Here is an 18,596-nt window from a genome sequence, read left to right on the forward strand (position 1 = left end):
CGCCGCGTGCAGCACGGCGCTGACCGGACGCGGCCAGGGCTCGCGCAGCGGCGGCCGGCAGCAGCCAGCCGTTGCCCACGCCATCGCTGTTGAACACGCACACCTCCAGGTCGCGCGCCAGGGCATGGTGTTGCAGGCCGTCGTCGCAGACCAGGATGTCGGTGTCGGGGTAGGCGGCCAGCAGGGCGCGGGCCGCATCGATGCGCTGGCGCGCCACAAACACCGGCACGCCGCTGGCGCGGGCCATCAGCAGGGGTTCATCGCCCACCTCCTGCGGACGCGCGTCGGGCGTGGCCTGGCGCACATCCTGGGTGCTGCGGCCATAGCCGCGCGAGATGATGCCGGGGCGCCGCCCGCGGGCCTGCAGGTGGGCCACGGTAGCCAGGGTGACCGGGGTCTTGCCCGCGCCACCGGCAATCACGTTGCCGATCACGACCACGGGCACGCCGGGGTGCTGGGGCCGGCGCAGGCCCCAGGCATACAGCGCACGCTGCAGGCCGGACAGGACGCCGTACAGGCTGGCCAGTGGCCGCAGGGCCCAGGCGGCCAGCCCGCGGTGGCGCCAGATGGCGCGCAGCCGGTCCGAGCGGGTGCCCTGGTGGGCGGGGGCGGGCATGCGGCGGGCCTGGCTTATTTGCCCGCTGCGGCGGACTGGGTGGCGAAGGTGATCTGGGTCAGTCCCGCGCGGCGCGCGGCTTCCATGGCGGAAATCACCGACTGGTGGGGGGCGGCCGCATCGGCGCTGATGATGACGATGCTCTCGCCACCCGCCGGAGAGGCACCGGCCAGCGCACTGGCGATGGCATCCACCGAGCGGTCCTCCAGCGCGGTCTTGTCGACCGCGTAGCGGCCATCGGCGGCGATGGTGATGATCACTTCCTTGGGGCGGTTGCGCATCTGCTCGGCGTCGGCAGTGGGCAGGGTCAGCTGCATTTCGGTGAACTTGCTGAACGTGGTGCTCAGCATCAGGAAGATCAGCACCACCAGCAGCACGTCGATGAAGGGGATCAGGTTGATCTCCGGCTCTTCCGTGCGTCGGGGGCGAAAGTTCAGTGCCATGGCCAGCCCTGCCTTATTTGCTGCGCAGGCGGTTGAGGTGGCGCACGAACTGCTCGCTGGACAGCTCCAACTGCAACACGTAGCCATCGACGCGGCTGCGGAAGTAGCGCCAGAAGATCAGGGCGGGAATGGCCACGATCAGGCCGAAGGCGGTGTTGTACAGCGCGATCGAAATGCCGTGTGCCAGTTGGCCGGGGTTGCCCGTGCCCATGGCGCCCGCGCCCGACTGCGAGCCAAAAATCTCGATCATGCCGATCACCGTGCCCAGCAGGCCCAGCAACGGGGCGGCCGAGGCGATGGTGGCCAGCGCGCTGAGGTATTTTTCCAGGCGGTGGGCCACGGCGCGGCCGCTGGATTCCATGTGGGCGCGCAACTCGTCTTCTGTGCTTTGGGGGTGGGCGTGCAGTTGCTGCAGGCCGCTGGCCAGCACCTCGCCCAGGGCGCTGTTCTGGGCCAGTTGCTGCACGGTGTCTTTGGACGGCAGGCGGTCCTTGGACACGGCAATCGCTTCGTCCAGTAGTTGGGGTGGTGCCACGCGCGCGGTCTTGAGGGATATGAAACGCTCAAAAACCAGGGCCAGGGCGAAGATAGAACATGCAATAAGAGGCCAGATGGGCCAGCCAGCGGCCTGTATGATCGACAGCAACTTTTTCTCCCGTGCGTATGTGGTGTGCGTGCAGCCGCGCATTATCGCGCAGCCCCTGCGTCGCGCAGTGGTCGCAGCGGTGGATTCCGTGCAATTCGCTGCGCCGCCCAGTCTGCACCGGATTACCGCGGCGGGCTGTTAGTTTTCTGCATCCGCCGGATGTTTGTGCCCATGTCCCTCTTTGACCGTCCCTCCGTTGCCACCGCCACCGCCACATCCCGTGTCTGGGAGGTGGGTGCTCTGTGCCGCGCGATTGCCGACAGCCTGGAAGCGCGTTTCAACCCCGTGAGCGTGCGCGGTGAGATCACGGGTTTTTCCCGCGCGGGCAGCGGGCACTGCTACTTCAGCATCAAGGACGTGGCCGGGCAGTTGCGCTGCGCCATGTTCCGCCGTGCCGCCTCGGCGCTGGACTTTCTGCCGCGCGATGGCGAACTGGTGGAGGTGCGCGGCAAGCTGGGTGTGTACGAGCAGCGCGGCGAGCTGCAACTGATCGTGGACAGCCTGCAGCGTGCCGGCCAGGGCGCGCTGTTCGAGCAGTTCCTGCGCGTCAAGGCCCAGCTGGAGGCCGAGGGCCTATTCGACGCCGCGCGCAAGCGGCGCCTGCCGGTCATGCCGCGTGGCATCGGCCTGGTGACTTCGGCCGGCGCGGCCGCGCTGCACGATGTGGTGACGGCGCTGCGCCGTCGGGTGCCGCACATTCCGGTGCTGCTGGTGCCCTCGCTGGTGCAGGGGGCGGAGGCGCCCGCATCGATCAGCCGGGCCCTGCAGCAGCTGTACGGCCTGGCACGGCGCCAGGGCGAGCCCGGGGTGCCGCCCATCGATGTGATCCTGCTGGTGCGCGGCGGCGGCTCTATGGAAGACCTGTGGGCCTTCAACGACGAGCGCGTGGCCCGCGCCATCGTGCAAAGCCCGGTGCCCGTGATCAGCGGGGTGGGGCACGAAACCGATTTCACGATTGCCGACTTCTGCGCCGACCTGCGCGCGCCCACACCCACGGCCGCGGCCGAGCTGGTGGCGCAGCCGCGCCAGGTCTGGCTGGAGGGCTTGGCCCTGGTGCAGCAGCGCCTGCAGGATGCCGTGCTGCGCCACATCGACCGGCAGGGACAGAGGCTGGATGCGGCCACCCAGCGCCTGGGTCGGCCCAGCCAGCACATGGCCCAGCAACGCCTGCGGCTGTCGCAACTGGGCCAGCGCATACGCTATGGGATGCTCATGAAAGTGCAGCGGCAGGCGCAGGTCTATCAAGCGCTGGAGGCTGATTTTTCTCAAAAAACCCATCGCCAGCTGCAGCGCCATCGCCAGCGCCTGGAACAACTGGGCTTGCGGCTGGAGCTGCTGAATCCGCAGCGCGTGCTGGAGCGCGGCTACAGCGTGCTGACCACGCCCAGCGGGCAGGTGGTGTCGCGCGTCGGCCAGGCCCCGGTGGGGGCGGCCTTGAAGGCCCTGCTGGCCGATGGCAGCCTGGACGTGACAGTGACGCAACCCAAGCTGCTGTGAGCGCCACCGCAGGCTGGGTCCGTGTCACCCGTGTGCCGGGCGGCAGGGGCTGGCCGGGCTTGGTGCCAGGCTGTGGCCTGCTTTGGCTTTGATAGCGAAGGGATTTAAGTTTTAGCTGCACGCCGCCGATCTTCTTCCTACAATGGCTGACACCGCAGGTAGTTTGCGCCACGTCAAAATACACGCGCCCCTTCTCCACGCTGCGCGCAATGTGCAGTGCAGCTTTTCTTCTAACTATTTGAACCACGACGAGGATTCAGCATGGAACACACCCTGCCCCCATTGCCTTATGCGATCGATGCCCTGGCCCCCCACTACAGCCAGGAAACTCTGGAGTACCACCACGGCAAGCACCACAATGCCTACGTGGTGAACCTGAACAACCTGCAAAAGGGCACAGAGTTTGAATCCATGTCCCTGGAAGAAATCGTCAAGAAGTCTTCCGGCGGCATCTACAACAACGCAGCCCAGATCTGGAACCACACCTTCTTCTGGAACTGCATGGCCCCCAACGGTGGCGGTGCACCCACCGGCGCGCTGGCCGATGCCATCAACGCCAAGTGGGGCAGCTTTGATGCCTTCAAGGAAGCCTTTGTGAAGTCGGCCGTGGGCAACTTCGGTTCGGGCTGGACCTGGCTGGTGAAGAAGGCCGACGGTTCCGTGGACATCGTCAACACCGGCGCCGCAGGCACCCCCCTGACCACCGCCGACAAGGCCCTGCTGACCGTGGACGTGTGGGAGCACGCGTACTACATCGACTACCGCAACCTGCGTCCCAAGTTCGTGGAAACCTTCCTGAACAACCTGGTGAACTGGAAGTTTGCCGAAGCCAACTTCGCTGCCTGACGTTAGCCTGTCATCGCAGACCGTGAGGTCGGTCAAGCCCGCTGGTGAAAGCCCGCGGGCTTTTCTTTTACCGCCCTGGTAGATTGCACAGGGGCAAGCACAAAACCCTGTGTGCGTCCATCAGGTCTTATAGAAGACTTTTTCGCTAACTCTTCTACAAGACTTGCGAAAAACTGTGGATCAACGGTTAGAATTTTGCATAGTGGGAGTCCGCTTCAGTCATGCGAAATTAACTGTGGCTTCAGGCACAGGCAAGACCGCTGCGCGCAGTGGGCAACCCGGTCGGGAGCAGGCGACGAAGGCCTATCCACATCCCAGCAATCCATTGAGCCAAAAGCAAGAGATGACAACACAGCAATCCACCATCATCTACACCCTGACGGATGAAGCGCCCCGTCTGGCCACCAGCGCATTCCTGCCCGTCGTGCAAGCTTTCGCTTCCACTGCTGGCGTGAATGTCGAGACCAGCGACATTTCCGTGGCGGCGCGTATCCTGGGCGAGTTCGGCGACCTGCTGCCCGAGAACCAGCGTGTGCCTAACACCCTGGCCGAACTGGGCCAGCTGACGCTGACACCAGAAGCCAACATCATCAAGCTGCCCAACATCTCGGCCTCCGTGGCGCAGCTGCAAGCCGCCATCAAGGAGCTGCAGGGCAAAGGCTACGCCATCCCCGATTACCCCGAGAACCCTGCCAATGACGCAGAAAAGGCCATCAAGGCCCGTTATGGCAAGTGCCTGGGTTCGGCCGTGAACCCCGTGCTGCGTGAAGGCAACTCCGACCGCCGCGCACCTGCTGCCGTGAAGAACTACGCCAAGAAGCACCCCCACTCGATGGCCGAGTGGAAGCAGTGGTCGCAGACCCACGTCTCGCACATGCACGAAGGCGACTTCTACCACGGCGAAAAGTCCATGACCCTGGACAAGGCCCGTGACGTGAAGATGGTGCTGGAGACCAAGTCCGGCCAGTCCATCGTGCTGAAGGAAAAAGTGGCGCTCAAGGACGGCGAGATCATCGACTCGATGTTCATGAGCAAGAAGGCGCTGTGCGACTTCTACGAAAAGCAGCTGGACGACTGCAAGGAAGCCGGCATCCTGTTCTCGCTGCACGTCAAGGCCACGATGATGAAGGTCTCTCACCCCATCGTGTTCGGCCACTGCGTGAAGATCTATTACAAGGAAGCCTTCGAGAAGCACGGCAAGCTGTTCGACGAACTGGGCATCAACGTGAACAACGGCATGTCTACGCTCTACGAGAAGATCGAGACGCTGCCCGCCTCCAAGCGCGAAGAGATCATCCGTGACCTGCACGCCTGCCAGGAACACCGTCCTGCGCTGGCCATGGTGGATTCCGCCAAGGGCATCACCAACTTCCACTCGCCCAACGACATCATCGTGGACGCCTCCATGCCCGCCATGATCCGCCAGGGCGGCAAGATGTGGGGTGCCGACGGCAAGCCTTACGACTGCAAGGCCGTGATGCCCGAGTCGACCTTTGCCCGCATCTACCAGGAGATGATCAACTTCTGCAAGTGGCACGGCAACTTCGACCCCCGCACCATGGGCACCGTGCCCAACGTGGGTCTGATGGCGCAAAAGGCCGAAGAGTACGGCTCGCACGACAAGACCTTCGAGATCCAGGAAGACGGCATGGCCAACATCGTCGATCTGGCCACCGGTGAAGTGCTGCTGTCGCAGAACGTGGAAGCCGGCGACATCTGGCGCATGTGCCAGGTCAAGGACGCGCCGATCCGCGACTGGGTGAAGCTGGCCGTGACCCGCGCCCGCAACTCCGGCATGCCCGCCGTGTTCTGGCTGGACGCCTATCGTCCGCACGAAGCCGAGCTGATCAAGAAGGTGCAGAAGTACCTGAAGGACCACGACACCACGGGTCTGGACATCCAGATCATGAGCCAGGTGCGCGCCATGCGTTACACCCTGGAGCGCGTGGCCCGTGGCCTGGACACCATCTCGGTGACTGGCAACATCCTGCGCGACTACCTGACCGACCTGTTCCCCATCATGGAACTGGGCACCTCGGCCAAGATGCTGTCCATCGTGCCGCTGATGGCCGGTGGTGGCATGTACGAAACCGGTGCCGGTGGCTCCGCGCCCAAGCACGTGCAGCAGCTGGTGGAAGAGAACTTCCTGCGCTGGGACTCGCTGGGTGAATTCCTGGCGCTGGCCGTGTCGCTGGAAGACCTGGGCATCAAGACCGGCAACGCCCAGGCCAAGCTGCTGGCCAAGACCCTGGACCAGGCCACCGGCAAGCTGCTGGACGAGAACAAGTCGCCATCGCGCAAGGTCGGCCAGATCGACAACCGCGGCTCGCAGTTCTATCTGTCGCTGTACTGGGCCCAGGCCCTGGCGTCGCAGACCGAAGACGCAGGCCTGGCGGCCAAGTTCGCGCCCCTGGCCCAGGCCCTGGCCGAGAACGAAGCCAAGATCGTGGCCGAACTGGGCGCCGTGCAAGGCAAGGCGGCCGACATCGGCGGCTACTACCAGCCCGACCTGTCCAAGCTGGACGCCGTGATGCGCCCCAGCGCCACCTTCAACGCCGCAATCGCTGCGTTGGCCTGAGGGTGAGGCCGGCCCGCTGAAACTGTTCGGCGGGCCATGAAAAAAGAGCTGCCAGCGCCTGTGTGGGCTGGCAGCTCTTTTTTTGTGGAATGCTGGGGCGGTGTGCCTCAGGGCTTGAAAGGCGCGCCGGTCAGCTTGGCGCCGGCCTGGATGTGCTTGGATTTGAACCAGCCCTGGTTCATCTCCAGCACGAAGCGCACGGGCTTGGCCGAGCAGTGCGAGTTCTCGTCGTGCGGCTGCATGTCTGCCAAGTTGACAATCGTGCCATCGTCGGCAACGAATGCCGCGGTCAGCGGGATCAGCGTGTTCTTCATCCAGAAGCACTGCACGGCAGGTTGCTCGAACACGAACAGCATGCCTTCGTGCGCCGGCATGCTCTGGCGGAACATCAGGCCGTGCTGGCGATCGGCAAAGCGCTGGGCCACCTGGGCATCGATGCGGTACATGCCGGCGCGCAACTCGGTGCGCGGCAGGTGCATCTGGGGTTCGTTCGAGGACTGGGCGTGGGCGCTCAGCGTGGCGGACAGCCAGGCCATCAGGGCCCAGCCAAGGATGCGTCGATGGGGCAATGCGTTCATGCGGCTATTGTGCAGTGTCATGCAGGCGCCTGCGCAAGCCTGGAGCGCGGCGCAAGCTCCCCTAGAATAAACCCGCCACACCATGCAAGCCCTGCATGGGCCTTGGAATCAGAGCCCGGAGACCGCCTTTTTATGAGCACCACCACCCACATCCAGATCCCTGCGCACGGCCAGAAGATCACGGTCAATGCGGACATGTCGCTGAACGTGCCGCTGCAGCCCATCATTCCATTCATCGAAGGCGATGGCGTGGGGGTGGATGTCACGCCGGTGATGCGCAAGGTGGTGGACGCGGCCGTGGCCAAGGCCTATGGCGGCGCGCGCCAGATCCAGTGGATGGAGGTCTATGCCGGCCAGAAATCCACCCGCGTCTACGGCCCCGACGTGTGGCTGCCCGAGGAGACGCTGGATGCCGTGCGCGAGTACGTGGTGTCCATCAAGGGCCCGCTGAACACGCCCGTGGGCGGCGGCATCCGTTCGCTGAACGTGGCGCTGCGCCAGGCGCTGGACCTGTACGTCTGCCTGCGCCCGGTGCGCTACTTCAAGGGCGTGCCTTCGCCCGTGCGCGAGCCCGAGAAGACCGACATGGTCATCTTCCGCGAGAACTCGGAAGACATCTACGCCGGCATCGAATTTGCCGCCGGCACCGACAAGGCGCGCAAGCTGATCGACTTCCTGCGCGACGAGCTGGGCATCGACAAGATCCGTTTCCCCGAGACCTCGGGCCTGGGCATCAAGCCCGTGTCCAAGGAAGGCTCGCAGCGCCTGGTGCGCCAGGCCATCCAGTACGCCATCGACCACGACAAGCCCTCGGTCACGCTGGTGCACAAGGGCAACATCATGAAGTTCACGGAGGGCAGCTTCCGGGACTGGGGCTACGAGCTGGCGCTGCAGGAGTTCGGCGGCGAGCTGATCGACGGTGGCCCCTGGGTGCAGGTGCCCAACCCCAAGACCGGCAAGCACATCCTGATCAAGGACAGCATCACCGACGCCTTCCTGCAGCAGGTGCTGCTGCGCCCGGCCGAGTACAGCGTGATCGCCACCCTGAACCTGAATGGCGACTACATCTCGGACGCAGTGGCTGCGCAGGTGGGCGGCATCGGGATTGCCCCCGGCGCCAACATGTCGGGTGCGGTGGCGGTGTTCGAGGCCACGCACGGCACGGCGCCCAAGTACGCCGGCAAGGACTATGTGAACCCGGGCTCCATGATCCTGTGCGCCGAGATGATGCTGCGCCACCTGGGCTGGACCGAGGCTGCGGACCTGATCATCCAGGCCATGGAAAAGGCCATCCAGAGCAAGAAGGTGACTTACGACTTCGCGCGCCTGATGGACGGCGCCACGCAGGTCTCGTGCTCGGGCTTCGGCCAGGTCGTGATCCAGCAGCTCTGAGCCCGCTTTCGGGGCTGCTGCCACCCCGCCAGTCGTGCGGGGTTTTTTTATTACCCAATTGGCTGGAAACGCTGATTCCATCAGCGCGGACAGCTATGCAATATGAGTCTTTCTACTGTGTCCGCAACGCCCGCGCCTGAAGCGCCCGATGGCATGCAGGGGCGTGCCCGCCAGCTGGCCATGGCGGTGATCGTGTGCGGCCTGATGCTCTGTGTGCTGGACAGCACCATGCTGAATTTGGCGCTGCCGCAGATGGCGCGCCAGTGGCAGATCGACCCGGCCTACACCCTGTGGGTGGTGAATGCCAACCAGATCGCATCCCTGGTGCTGCTGCTGCCGCTGGCGGCCCTGGGCGACCGCCTGGGCTACAAGCGCGTGTACCTGTGGGGCATGCTGGTGTTCGGGCTGGCCAGCGTGCTGGCGGCGCTGGCACCTTCCTTGCCCTGGCTGATCGTGGCCCGTGCCCTGCAGGGCATGGGCATGGCCGGGGCGCTGTGCGTCAACGGCGCCCTGGTGCGGCAGATCTACCCACGCGGTCTGTTGGGCCAGGGCATGGCGCTGAATTCCATGGTGGTGGCGCTGAGCACGGTCACCGGGCCGGTGCTGGCCGCGGCGGTGCTGACCCAGTTCGACTGGCGCTGGTTGTTCAGCCTGCACCTGCCGCTGTCGCTGTGGGTGTGCTGGCTGGGCCGCAAGGCCTTGCCCCCGCCGCACGCGGGCCGGGCCGCGCAGGCGGGGCTGTCCTGGCTGGATGTGGTTTTGAACGTGCTGATGTTCGGTGCCATCTTTCTGGCGCTGGACCGCATCAGCCATTACCAGCCCGGCACGGCCAGCCTGACCTGGGCGGGGGTGTGGCTGGCGCTGGGCCTGGCCGCAGGCTGCTGGTATGCGCGCCGGCAAAAGCGGCAGGCGCAACCCATGTTGCCGCTGGACCTGCTGCGCATTCCCGTGTTTGCCTTGTCGATGGGGGCCTCCATCAGCGCCTTCAGCGCACAGACCATGGCCTTTCTGGCCCTGCCATTCCTGCTGATCGAAACCCATGGCCTGAGCACCGGGCGTGCGGGCTTGCTGATCAGCGCCTGGCCGGTGGCGCTGGCGGTGGTGGCGCCGCTGGTGGGGCGGCGCATTGGGCGCATTCCGGCCGGGCGCCTGGGGGCCCTGGGCATGGCGCTGTTTGCCAGCGGTCTGTGGGCGCTGGCGCTGCTGCCCATCGGCGCGGCGGTCTGGGATGTGGCTTGGCGCATGGCCTTGTGTGGCGCCGGTTTTGCCATGTTCCAGTCGCCGAACAACCACACCATCGTGACCTCGGCCCCGGTGCACCGCAGCGGCGCGGCCAGCGGCATGCTGGGGTCGGCCCGCCACACCGGCCAGGGCCTGGGTGCGGTCTGCCTAGCCGCCTGCTTTGTGCTGTGGCCCGGCACCGAGGGGCTGGCCGAGCAGCGCGCGATGTGGCTGGCCGGCGGTTTTGCCGTGCTGGCGGCCTGCTTCAGCGGACTGCGCCACACGCCGGTGGCACCGCCGCTGCCGCGCTGAGCCGCCTCACTCCACGGCCGGTGCGGCGACGGCCACTTCGCCGGGTTTGCGCTGCAGGGTGTTGAGCAGGCTGTGCGGGTTGATGCACTGCACCAGCAGCGCGCCCTGGTTGGCCTTGATCAATTCGCTGACCAGCATGTCGCCCCCGCCGGTCATGCTGGGGGCGGGGATGATGCTGGCGTGCTCGAAGTGGTGCACGCCATGCAGGGCGCTGACCAGCACGCCCAGCTTGCGCGCACCGTGCTCCAGCACCACGACCTGGCTTTGTTCCGTCAACCGGGTGCGCTGGCCCGTGAGCAACTCGCCCAGGTCGAACACCCAGACGTAGCCCGTGACCTGGCCCTGGGCGTGGCGCGCCAGCGTGCCCAGGCAATAGGGCAGGCGGCCGGCGGAAACCGGGCTGATGGCCGCGGCGGGCAGGGCTTCCAGCACGGACTCGGCGCGCAGGGCAAACAGCTGGGCGCCCACATAGAAGGTGGCCATTTCCACCCCGCCGATGCCGCTGCCCGTGCCATCCACCGCGTGCGCGGCCTGCACCAAGCCATGGGTGTCGGTTTCGACCTGGCCGAAGGTCTCGATGGACAGGGCCAGCACATCGTCGCCGTAGCCGTCCGTGGTCTTGAACTCGCGGTAGCCACGTGACACGCTGGCCCCGACGATGCTGTACTGCTGTTGGTGGACCGCGATCACGGCCTCGCTCTGGCCGGCCTGCACCTGCAGCAACTGGGGCGCGGGCAGTTGCACGGTGCTGCCGGGTGGCGAGGCGGGGTCGGTGCTGGCCAGCACCAAGCCCTGGCGATTGACGTACAGCGCCTGGTGCTTGGGTTTGCCCACCAGGGCATTGGTCAGCATGGCCTGCATTTCCGGGATGGCGTTGAAGACGATGGCGATGCCGCCCACGGTCACGCTGCTGTCACCCTCCTGGCGGATGGGGGCGTGGTAGACGTAGGTGGCGCCTTCCGCGCCGGCCTGGGCGTCGCTCCAGGGGCTGACGTGGTAGTGCTGGCTGTCCTTGAGCTGCAGCACGGCCGCCAGCGTCGCCGGGTCGATGTGCTGCTCCAGCACACTGTGGCCACTGGCCATGTCGGGGCGGCTGGCGCAGAGGATGCGGCCCTGGCGGTCATAGACCATCAGCCGGGTGTAGACGGTGTAGAGGCTGTTGATGTGCTCCAGCACGCGCGTGGCCTGCTCCAGCAGCTCCGCACTGGGGGCGCCCTGCACCGCGGTGTGCGAGAGCAGCTGGCGCAGCACCGGTGACAGCGCCCACCAGCGGCAGTCGTTGGCGCGCTCGTACAGGTTGCGGTCCAGCAGGTCGACCAGCAGCTGGGTCAGCGACTGGCTGTCGCGCAGGCCGGCGCTGAGCACGGTGTCGTACAGGTCGCGGATGGACTGGGTGAACACCACGTTCGTGCGCGCCCCGGTTTCCCCGATCTGCTCCAGCACCGACTTGAGCCGGCTGGAGCCACCGCGCTGCCCTGCCGTCATGACCTGGCCGTTCCAGACCACGCGGCGGATGGCATCGGCCGCCTTGATGATGTCGTACAGCGGTGGGCAAAAGCTCTTGGCGTGCCCCAGCAGACCTTGTGCCACATCTTGGGGCAGGTTGTCGATGCAGCGCATGATTTTGGTGCCGAAGGCCTGTTCGATCGGGATCATGACCTGGCCCTTCCAGCCCTCTGGCCCCGGGTAGCCCTGGTAATCTGTGGCAAAGACGGTTTGCACCAGGTAGGTGCGGCCGGAGTGTGTATACAGATGCGGTGCACCATCCTGGTTGGTGGGCAGCTTCACTCCCAGCGCGATCCAGTCGCTGTCGCTGCTGGCGATGACCCGGTTCTGGGCGTTCAGCAGCAGGGCCACGCTGCGCCCCTGGGCGGCACTGCTGCCGGCAAAGATGCCGGCCATTTCGCCCTCGAAGTCGAAGGACAGGCACAGCACCCCGCAGGGTTCGCCCGTGCTGGGGTGCAGCATGCGCTGGGTGTACAGCAGGGCCTGCTGCTTGTGCGGGCGCAGGTCACAGGCGCGGAAGGTTTCCAGGTAGCTGTCGCTGGCCAGCGTCTGCGCCAGCAGCGGGTCCAGGCTGCCTTCCACGGGCGAGGATTCGTCGATCTGCGCCAGCACCGTGCCCTCGGTGTTGATGAGCATGATCTCGTCGTAGACCGTGTACTTGCTGCGGTATTCGCCCAGCCGTTCCATGATGCCGCGGCCATCGCTGATGCCAGCGACGTAGTTGCACAACGTGCGGTCCGTGGCCAGGAAGCCGACATCGGCGGTGCGTTCGTACAGATTGCGCACCACGATGTCGATGACGTGGTGGGCGCAGGTGGCGATCTCCGACATGACCTCGTGGACCGATTCGGAGACCATAGAGTGCACCAGGTCCAGCTCCAGCCGCTGGAAGCCTTCGCGGGTGGCGGCCATCATGGGCAGCATGCTGTGGGCTTCTTCGGCGCAGTTCATCTTCGCGGAGGATTCGATCAGGCGCCACAGCAGGTTGAGCTCGTGCAAGGAGCGTTCGCAGCGTGCGACATCCCGCATGTAGGGGATGAAAGTGTCGATATGGATGTCGTTGTCTCGTGCCATGTCAGCCCTCCTAGCGTGCAATGCGCGGAACGTTCATGAAGTCAGTCTCGCGTCTACTTTTTGAAACATAAGCAAAAGTCGGGCCACGCAAGCCCTGCGCACAGGGGCTGGGCGTCACCTGTTCGACAGCGGCCAAAGCAACGGGACGCCGAGCGCACGCCTGGCTACCGGTGTGCCAGGGCTTGTACAGGGTGCTGCCTAGCTGCCGGCATGCCGTGCCCACTGTCAGGGCTGTGGGGGATAAAGGCGTAGTGCGCACAGCGTCCAGGCGTGCGACCCTCAGGGGGAGCAACACCTGGGGTGGGCTCAGTCGAGGTCGATGCTGTGCACCTGGGTCAGGCCGGCCTGGCGGTCTTCCAGGTAGCGCTGCAGGGTGACGCTGACGGTGCGAAATGCCAGCTCGTCCCAGGGGATCTCGTCGGCATGGAACAGGCGCGCTTCAATCGTTTCATGCCCGGGGTCGAGGATGTCGCTGCGCAGGCGCGCGCAGTAGAACAGGTGCACCTGGCCGACGCGGGGCACGCTGATGACGGAAAACAGCCGGCCCATCTCGATGTCGGCGCCGGCTTCCTCGTCCGTCTCGCGCGCGGCGCCCTGGCTGGCGGTTTCGCCCAGTTCCATGAAGCCGGCGGGCAAGGTCCACTTGCCCCAGCGGGGCTCGATGTTGCGCTTGCACAGCAGGATGCGGCCATCGTCGGCCGCGGGAATCGCCCCCACCACGTTCAGCGGGTTCTGGTAGTGCACGGTGCCACAGCCAGTGCAGATGGCGCGCACGCGCGTGTCGCCATCGTCGGGGATGGCGTGGCGCGTGGCGTGGCCGCAGAGGCTGCAGAACTGGATGGCGGGGCGCTGGTACATGCCGGGGGTCAAGCCGTGATGGACACGCGCAGCGCGGTCAGCCCGGTGACGCCGCCTTCCAGCAGGTCGCCCACCTGCACGGCACCCACGCCTTCGGGGGTGCCGGTCATGATCAGGTCGCCCGGTTGCAGCTCCCAGGCCTGGGACAGGTGTTCGATGGTTTCGGCAATGTTCCAGATCAGTTGGCCGATCTGGCTGCGCTGGCGGTCCTGGCTATTGACCTGCAGCCAGATGTCAGCCTGTTCGATGTCGCCGGCCTGGGCGGCTGGGGTGACCGGGCCGATGGGCGCGCTGTACTCGAAGGCCTTGCCAATGCACCAGGGGCGGCCTTGCTTCTTCATCTCGTTTTGCAGGTCACGGCGGGTCATGTCCAGGCCCACGGCGTAGCCCCAGATGTGTGCGAAAGCCTCGCTGGCCGGAATGTTCTTGCCGCCCTTGCCAATCGCCACCACCAGCTCGATTTCGTGGTGCAGGTTGCTGGTCAGGCTGGGGTAGGGCATCTGCACGGGGGCGTCGCCTGTGGGGGCCACGACCGCGTCGGCGGGCTTCATGAAGAAGAAGGGGGCTTCACGGCCGGTAAAGCCCATCTCCTTGGCATGTTCGGCGTAGTTGCGGCCCACGCAGTAGATGCGGTGCACGGGGAAACGGTCAGTGCTGTCAACAATCGGCAACGAGGCCTGGGGGGCGGGGGGGAACGCAAACTGCATGGCAAAACAGACAAAGCGATGGAAGCCGAAAGTGTGCCATGAGTTCTGGCGCCGATTGGGCAGGGTATGCTGCCTGCGTGACTGATACCAAGCATCTTTTGCAGCAATGGCTGCAGCCCGACTGGCCTGCCATCCCCGGTGTGCAGGCCTTGTTCACCACGCGCCAGGGGGGCATGAGCGCGCCGCCATGGGACACGATGAACCTGGGCGACCATGTGGGCGATGCTCCGCAGGCGGTGGCAGCCAACCGCCGGTTGCTGGGCCGCGTGATCCAGGACGCCGCCGACCGGTGGGTGCAGCCGGTCTTCATGCAGCAGGTGCACGGCTGCGGGGTGCAGGTGCTGGAGGCGGGCGTGCCGCAGGCGCAGGCCTTCGATGCCTGTGTCACCGACCAGGTCGGCATGGTCTGCACCATCATGGTGGCCGATTGCCTGCCCGTGCTGATGGCCCATCGCTCGGGCCGGGTCGTGGCGGCGGCGCATGCCGGCTGGCGCGGGCTGGCGGGCCAGGACGGGCATGGTGTGCTGGAGGCCCTGTGGCTGGCTTATGCCCGCCAGCTGGGTATGCCTGCCGATGCTGCCCTGGCTGCGCAGACCCAGGTCTGGCTGGGGCCGTGCATCGGTCCGCAAGCCTTCGAGGTGGGGGAGGACGTGCGGGCTGCGTTCACCGGCCGTGACGCGGGTGCCGACCCATGCTTTCAGGCGCGTGCCGGGGCTCCGGGCAAGTGGATGGCCGACCTGTCGGGCCTGGCCCGGCGGCGGTTGGCGCAACTGGGTCTGACGCAGCTGTATGGCAACGATGGCACGGCGGCCTGGTGCACGTTCAGCGACGCCTCAAGGTTCTTTTCGCACCGCCGCGATGCCGGCGTCCTCGGCAGCACCGGGCGCATGGCCGCCTGCATCTGGAAGACTCGCTGACGGGGCGGCGGCCGCCTGGGCTGCATCCCAGGCGCGTTGCTCGGCCTCCCGCCGGGCCTTGAGGCGGCGCTTGCGCGCGGGCGTGCCCAGGATGTAAACCAGGATGGACATGGGCAGCAGCCCATACAGCACAAAAGTGATGACGGCTCCCAGGATGCTGCCTTGTGGGCTGGCCGCCTCGGCCAGCGCCATCATCAGCGTCACATAGAACCAAGCAATGACAATCAGGTACATGGCTGAAATGTGCCTGATGCAGCACCTTCCTTGGAGATAGTGGGCTTGATTCGCGTCAATGAGCCCGGTTTTTGCTTGGGGCAGGGGCGGCGCTGGATTGCCAGACACATGCTGCTGCGCAACAATCAATCCAGCGGCACAGCACGCACCGTGCTGGCCTGCACACACAGGAGACAACATGGCTTCGGAAGCTTCTTGGGATCAGAGCGCGCAACAGTTCCAGCAATTCTTTGCCGACCAGTGGGCCAAGGCCGTGGCGGCCTTTCCGACAGTTCCGGCTGGCGCTGCGGGTCCTGCCGCAGTGCAGCTGGATGCGGCCAAGCTGCAGGAACTGCAACAGCACTACGTGCGCGAAGCCACCGCTCTCTGGAGCCAGGGCGTGGCCCAGCCTTCGGCCCTCAAAGACAAGCGCTTCGGCGCGGCCGCCTGGGCCGAGAACCCCTTGTCCGCGTGGACGGCGAATGCCTACCTGCTCAACGCCCAGGCCCTGACCGGCATGGCCGAGGCCGTGCAGGCCGACGCCAAGACGCGCGAACGCATCCGCTTTGCCGTAGAACAATGGGTGGCAGCCATGTCGCCCAGCAACTTCCTGGCCTTGAACCCCGAGGCCCAGCAAAAAGCGATTGCCACGAAGGGCCAAAGCCTGGCCCAGGGCATACAGAACCTGTTGCACGACATGGGCCAGGGCCATGTCTCGATGACCGACGAGAGCGTGTTCGAGGTGGGCAAGAACGTGGCCACCAGCGAAGGTGCGGTGGTCTACGAGAACGACATCTTCCAGCTGATCGAATACAAGCCGCTCACGGCCAAGGTGCATGAGCGGCCCTTCCTGCTGGTACCGCCGTGCATCAACAAGTACTACATCCTGGACTTGCAACCGGAGAATTCGCTGATCCGCTATGCGGTCAGCCAGGGCCACCGCACTTTTGTCGTCAGCTGGCGCAACCCGGACGAATCGCTGGGCCATCTGACCTGGGACGACTACATCGAGCATGCCGTGCTCCAGGCGATTGCCGTCACGCAGGAGATCGGTGGGGCCGACCAGATCAACGCCCTGGGCTTTTGCGTCGGCGGCACCATGCTGTCGGCGGCCCTGGCCGTGCTGGCGGCGCGCCAGCAGGCGCCGGTGGCCAGCGCCACCTTGCTGACCACCCTGGTGGACTTCACCGACACCGGCGTGCTGGATGTCTTCATCGACGAAGCCTTTGTCCAGATGCGCGAGCTGCAAATGGGCAAGGGCGGCCTGTTGCAAGGCCAGGAGCTGGCCTCTACCTTCAGCTTTCTGCGCCCCAACGACTTGGTCTGGAACTACGTGGTCGGCAATTACCTGAAGGGCGAAACCCCGCCGCCTTTTGACCTGCTGTACTGGAACAGCGACGCTACCAACCTGCCCGGGCCCTGGTATGCCTGGTACCTGCGCAACATGTACCTGGAGAACAACCTGGTCAAACCCGGGCATCTGACGGTGTGCGGCCAGGCTCTGGATCTGGGCCGTGTGGACGTGCCCCTGTACATCTACGGCTCGCGCGAGGACCACATTGTGCCGATTGGCGGTTCCTACGCATCCACCCAGGTGTTCCCGGGCGAGAAGCGTTTCGTGATGGGCGCGTCCGGGCATATTGCCGGCGTCATCAACCCACCCGCCAAGAACAGGCGCAGCCACTGGATTCGCGCCGATGGCGCCTTGCCCGCCACGCATGCCGAATGGCTGCAGGGAGCGCAAGAGCATCCGGGCAGCTGGTGGACGGACTGGTCCGCATGGCTCAAGGGGCATGCTGGCAAGCTGGTGGCCGCCCCCAAGCGCTATGGCAAGGGCAACCAGTACAAGGCCATCGAGCCGGCACCCGGCCGTTATGTGCTGCAAAAGGCCTGACTGACACAGAACCCCTGCAAAATGTGAATTGCCGCCGGCCCAGGGGGTGTGCTGTACGCAGAGCAACACGGGCCGCGGCGCAGAATCAATCAACGACAAGGGACCCATCACATGGAAGACATCGTCATCGTTTCCGCCGTGCGCACTGCCGTGGGCAAGTTTGGGGGTGGCCTGGCCAAAGTGCCGGCCGTCGATCTGGGCGCCACCGTGATCAAGGCCGCCTTGCAGCGCGCCCAGGTGCCGCTGGACCAGGTGGGGGAAGTCATCATGGGCCAGGTGCTCACGGCCGGTGTTGGCCAGAACCCTGCGCGCCAGGCCATGATGAAGGCCGGCGTGGCGCAGGAAACGCCGGCGCTGACCATCAACGCCGTGTGCGGCTCGGGCCTGAAGGCCGTGATGCTGGCGGCCCAGGCCGTGGCGACCGGTGACAGCGAAATCGTGGTGGCGGGCGGCCAGGAAAACATGAGCCTGTCGCCCCACGTGCTGCAGGGTTCGCGCGAAGGCCAGCGCATGGGTGACTGGAAGATGCAGGACACGATGATCGTGGACGGCCTGTGGGACGTGTACAACCAGTACCACATGGGCATCACCGCCGAGAACGTGGCCAAGGAAAACGACATTTCGCGCGGCCAGCAGGATGAGCTGGCGATCGGCAGCCAGCACAAGGCCGCCGCGGCGCAGGACGCGGGCAAGTTCAAGAATGAAATCGTGCCCGTGCTCATTCCCCAGCGCAAGGGCGACCCGCTGGTGTTCGAGGCGGACGAGTACATCAACCGCAAGACCAACGCCGAGGCGCTGGCCAGCCTGAAGCCGGCCTTTGACAAGGCCGGCACGGTGACCGCAGGCAACGCCTCGGGTATCAACGACGGCGCGGCAGCCGTGGTGGTGATGTCGGCCAGCAAGGCGGCCGCCCTCGGCCTGAAGCCCCTGGCTACGATCAAGGCCTATGCCACCAGCGGCCTGAACCCCGCCACCATGGGCATGGGGCCGGTGTCCGCCACGCGCAAGGCGCTGCAGCGCGCGGGTTGGCAGGTCGGCGATGTGGACCTGTTTGAGTTGAACGAAGCCTTCGCCGCCCAGGCCTGCGCCGTGAACAAGGTGCTGGGCATTGATGCGGGCAAGGTCAATGTCAATGGTGGTGCCATCGCGATTGGCCACCCCATCGGGGCCTCGGGCTGCCGCGTGCTGGTGACCCTGCTGCACGAAATGCAGCGCCGGGATGCCAAGAAGGGCGTCGCGGCACTGTGCATCGGCGGCGGCATGGGCGTGGCCCTGGCGGTGGAGCGCTAAGCATGTGC

The 18,596-nt window shown here is 65.8% G+C and carries 15 protein-coding genes and 1 pseudogene; 8 read left to right on the forward strand and 8 right to left on the reverse strand.

Annotated features, from left to right (window positions below):
- The 3 genes and pseudogenes from lpxK to SJH88_RS05105 all read right to left on the reverse strand — a co-directional run.
- Positions 1-616: pseudogene (gene lpxK, locus SJH88_RS05095) on the reverse strand (tetraacyldisaccharide 4'-kinase); the annotation flags it as partial.
- A gap of 14 nt (positions 617-630) precedes the next feature.
- Positions 631-1,053 carry an ExbD/TolR family protein gene (locus SJH88_RS05100; RefSeq protein WP_042418270.1) on the reverse strand — a complete coding sequence of 141 codons (423 nt, stop codon included), beginning with the start codon at positions 1,051-1,053 and terminating at the stop codon, positions 631-633.
- A gap of 19 nt (positions 1,054-1,072) precedes the next feature.
- Positions 1,073-1,705: a MotA/TolQ/ExbB proton channel family protein gene (locus SJH88_RS05105; RefSeq protein ID WP_043377801.1), complete on the reverse strand. Its 633-nt coding sequence runs from the start codon at positions 1,703-1,705 to the stop codon at positions 1,073-1,075.
- A 171-nt stretch (positions 1,706-1,876) separates the two neighbouring features.
- Here SJH88_RS05105 and xseA point away from each other — a divergent pair, with 171 nt between their 5' ends.
- The 3 genes from xseA (at position 1,877) to SJH88_RS05120 (ending at position 6,626) form a co-directional block, all read left to right on the forward strand.
- Positions 1,877-3,202: an exodeoxyribonuclease VII large subunit gene (xseA, locus tag SJH88_RS05110; protein WP_274753786.1), complete on the forward strand. Its 1,326-nt coding sequence runs from the start codon at positions 1,877-1,879 to the stop codon at positions 3,200-3,202.
- Between the two features lie 261 nt (positions 3,203-3,463).
- Positions 3,464-4,048, forward strand: a complete 585-nt coding sequence (locus SJH88_RS05115) for a superoxide dismutase (protein ID WP_270152406.1) — start codon at positions 3,464-3,466, stop codon at positions 4,046-4,048.
- Positions 4,049-4,391: 343 nt separating this feature from the next.
- Positions 4,392-6,626: an NADP-dependent isocitrate dehydrogenase gene (locus SJH88_RS05120; protein ID WP_274753787.1), complete on the forward strand. Its 2,235-nt coding sequence runs from the start codon at positions 4,392-4,394 to the stop codon at positions 6,624-6,626.
- 107 nt (positions 6,627-6,733) lie between these two features.
- Here the strand turns inward: SJH88_RS05120 and SJH88_RS05125 are convergent, their stop codons facing one another.
- Positions 6,734-7,225: a DUF192 domain-containing protein gene (locus SJH88_RS05125; RefSeq protein WP_081889011.1), complete on the reverse strand. Its 492-nt coding sequence runs from the start codon at positions 7,223-7,225 to the stop codon at positions 6,734-6,736.
- Positions 7,226-7,336: 111 nt separating this feature from the next.
- On the opposite strand from SJH88_RS05125, the gene icd reads away from it, so the two are divergent.
- Both icd and SJH88_RS05135 read left to right on the forward strand, forming a co-directional pair.
- Entirely contained in the window at positions 7,337-8,596 is a 1,260-nt protein-coding gene (icd, locus tag SJH88_RS05130) for an NADP-dependent isocitrate dehydrogenase (protein WP_043377795.1), read from the forward strand.
- 102 nt (positions 8,597-8,698) lie between these two features.
- Complete coding sequence (locus SJH88_RS05135) at positions 8,699-10,129, forward strand: MFS transporter (RefSeq protein WP_274753788.1); 1,431 nt, start codon at positions 8,699-8,701, stop codon at positions 10,127-10,129.
- Between the two features lie 6 nt (positions 10,130-10,135).
- On the opposite strand, the gene SJH88_RS05140 is transcribed toward SJH88_RS05135, so the two are convergent.
- The 3 genes from SJH88_RS05140 to SJH88_RS05150 all read right to left on the reverse strand — a co-directional run bounded on the left by SJH88_RS05140 (position 10,136) and on the right by SJH88_RS05150 (position 14,274).
- On the reverse strand, positions 10,136-12,709 hold the full coding sequence (locus tag SJH88_RS05140) for a chemotaxis protein CheW (RefSeq protein WP_274753789.1): 2,574 nt from the start codon (positions 12,707-12,709) through the stop codon (positions 10,136-10,138).
- A gap of 306 nt (positions 12,710-13,015) precedes the next feature.
- Positions 13,016-13,567: an NUDIX hydrolase gene (locus SJH88_RS05145; protein ID WP_043377789.1), complete on the reverse strand. Its 552-nt coding sequence runs from the start codon at positions 13,565-13,567 to the stop codon at positions 13,016-13,018.
- An 8-nt stretch (positions 13,568-13,575) separates the two neighbouring features.
- Positions 13,576-14,274 carry a fumarylacetoacetate hydrolase family protein gene (locus SJH88_RS05150; RefSeq protein ID WP_043377787.1) on the reverse strand — a complete coding sequence of 233 codons (699 nt, stop codon included), beginning with the start codon at positions 14,272-14,274 and terminating at the stop codon, positions 13,576-13,578.
- 77 nt (positions 14,275-14,351) lie between these two features.
- Between SJH88_RS05150 and pgeF the strand changes: the two genes are divergently transcribed.
- Positions 14,352-15,191, forward strand: a complete 840-nt coding sequence (pgeF, locus tag SJH88_RS05155; RefSeq protein WP_043377785.1) for a peptidoglycan editing factor PgeF — start codon at positions 14,352-14,354, stop codon at positions 15,189-15,191.
- Here the strand turns inward: pgeF and SJH88_RS05160 are convergent.
- Positions 15,108-15,425 (reverse strand): hypothetical protein, encoded by a 318-nt coding sequence (locus SJH88_RS05160; protein WP_043377783.1) that lies wholly within the window; start codon positions 15,423-15,425, stop codon positions 15,108-15,110. The two genes, pgeF and SJH88_RS05160, sit on opposite strands and share 84 nt — an antisense overlap.
- A gap of 178 nt (positions 15,426-15,603) precedes the next feature.
- Between SJH88_RS05160 and SJH88_RS05165 the strand changes: the two genes are divergently transcribed.
- Both SJH88_RS05165 and SJH88_RS05170 read left to right on the forward strand, forming a co-directional pair.
- Positions 15,604-17,298 carry a PHA/PHB synthase family protein gene (locus SJH88_RS05165; protein WP_274753790.1) on the forward strand — a complete coding sequence of 565 codons (1,695 nt, stop codon included), beginning with the start codon at positions 15,604-15,606 and terminating at the stop codon, positions 17,296-17,298.
- A gap of 111 nt (positions 17,299-17,409) precedes the next feature.
- A complete protein-coding gene (locus SJH88_RS05170) occupies positions 17,410-18,588 on the forward strand; it encodes an acetyl-CoA C-acetyltransferase (protein ID WP_274753791.1) in 1,179 nt (392 codons plus the stop codon).
- Positions 18,589-18,596: the final 8 nt, after the last annotated feature.

This window comes from Comamonas sp. GCA5 (assembly GCF_036541385.1).
Taxonomy (GTDB): Bacteria; Pseudomonadota; Gammaproteobacteria; order Burkholderiales; family Burkholderiaceae_C; genus Comamonas; species Comamonas aquatica.

Bases quoted from the DNA above. Each gene is read 5' to 3' on its own strand.
- SJH88_RS05160 (WP_043377783.1), bottom strand. From the start codon at position 15,425: ATGTACCTGATTGTCATTGCTTGGTTCTATGTGACGCTGATGATGGCG.
- xseA (WP_274753786.1), top strand. From the start codon at position 1,877: ATGTCCCTCTTTGACCGTCCCTCCGTTGCCACCGCCACCGCCACATCC.
- SJH88_RS05135 (WP_274753788.1), top strand. From the start codon at position 8,699: ATGAGTCTTTCTACTGTGTCCGCAACGCCCGCGCCTGAAGCGCCCGAT.
- SJH88_RS05115 (WP_270152406.1), top strand. From the start codon at position 3,464: ATGGAACACACCCTGCCCCCATTGCCTTATGCGATCGATGCCCTGGCC.
- SJH88_RS05140 (WP_274753789.1), bottom strand. From the start codon at position 12,709: ATGGCACGAGACAACGACATCCATATCGACACTTTCATCCCCTACATG.
- SJH88_RS05120 (WP_274753787.1), top strand. From the start codon at position 4,392: ATGACAACACAGCAATCCACCATCATCTACACCCTGACGGATGAAGCG.
- icd (WP_043377795.1), top strand. From the start codon at position 7,337: ATGAGCACCACCACCCACATCCAGATCCCTGCGCACGGCCAGAAGATC.
- SJH88_RS05125 (WP_081889011.1), bottom strand. From the start codon at position 7,225: ATGACACTGCACAATAGCCGCATGAACGCATTGCCCCATCGACGCATC.
- SJH88_RS05170 (WP_274753791.1), top strand. From the start codon at position 17,410: ATGGAAGACATCGTCATCGTTTCCGCCGTGCGCACTGCCGTGGGCAAG.
- SJH88_RS05165 (WP_274753790.1), top strand. From the start codon at position 15,604: ATGGCTTCGGAAGCTTCTTGGGATCAGAGCGCGCAACAGTTCCAGCAA.
- SJH88_RS05150 (WP_043377787.1), bottom strand. From the start codon at position 14,274: ATGCAGTTTGCGTTCCCCCCCGCCCCCCAGGCCTCGTTGCCGATTGTT.
- SJH88_RS05145 (WP_043377789.1), bottom strand. From the start codon at position 13,567: ATGTACCAGCGCCCCGCCATCCAGTTCTGCAGCCTCTGCGGCCACGCC.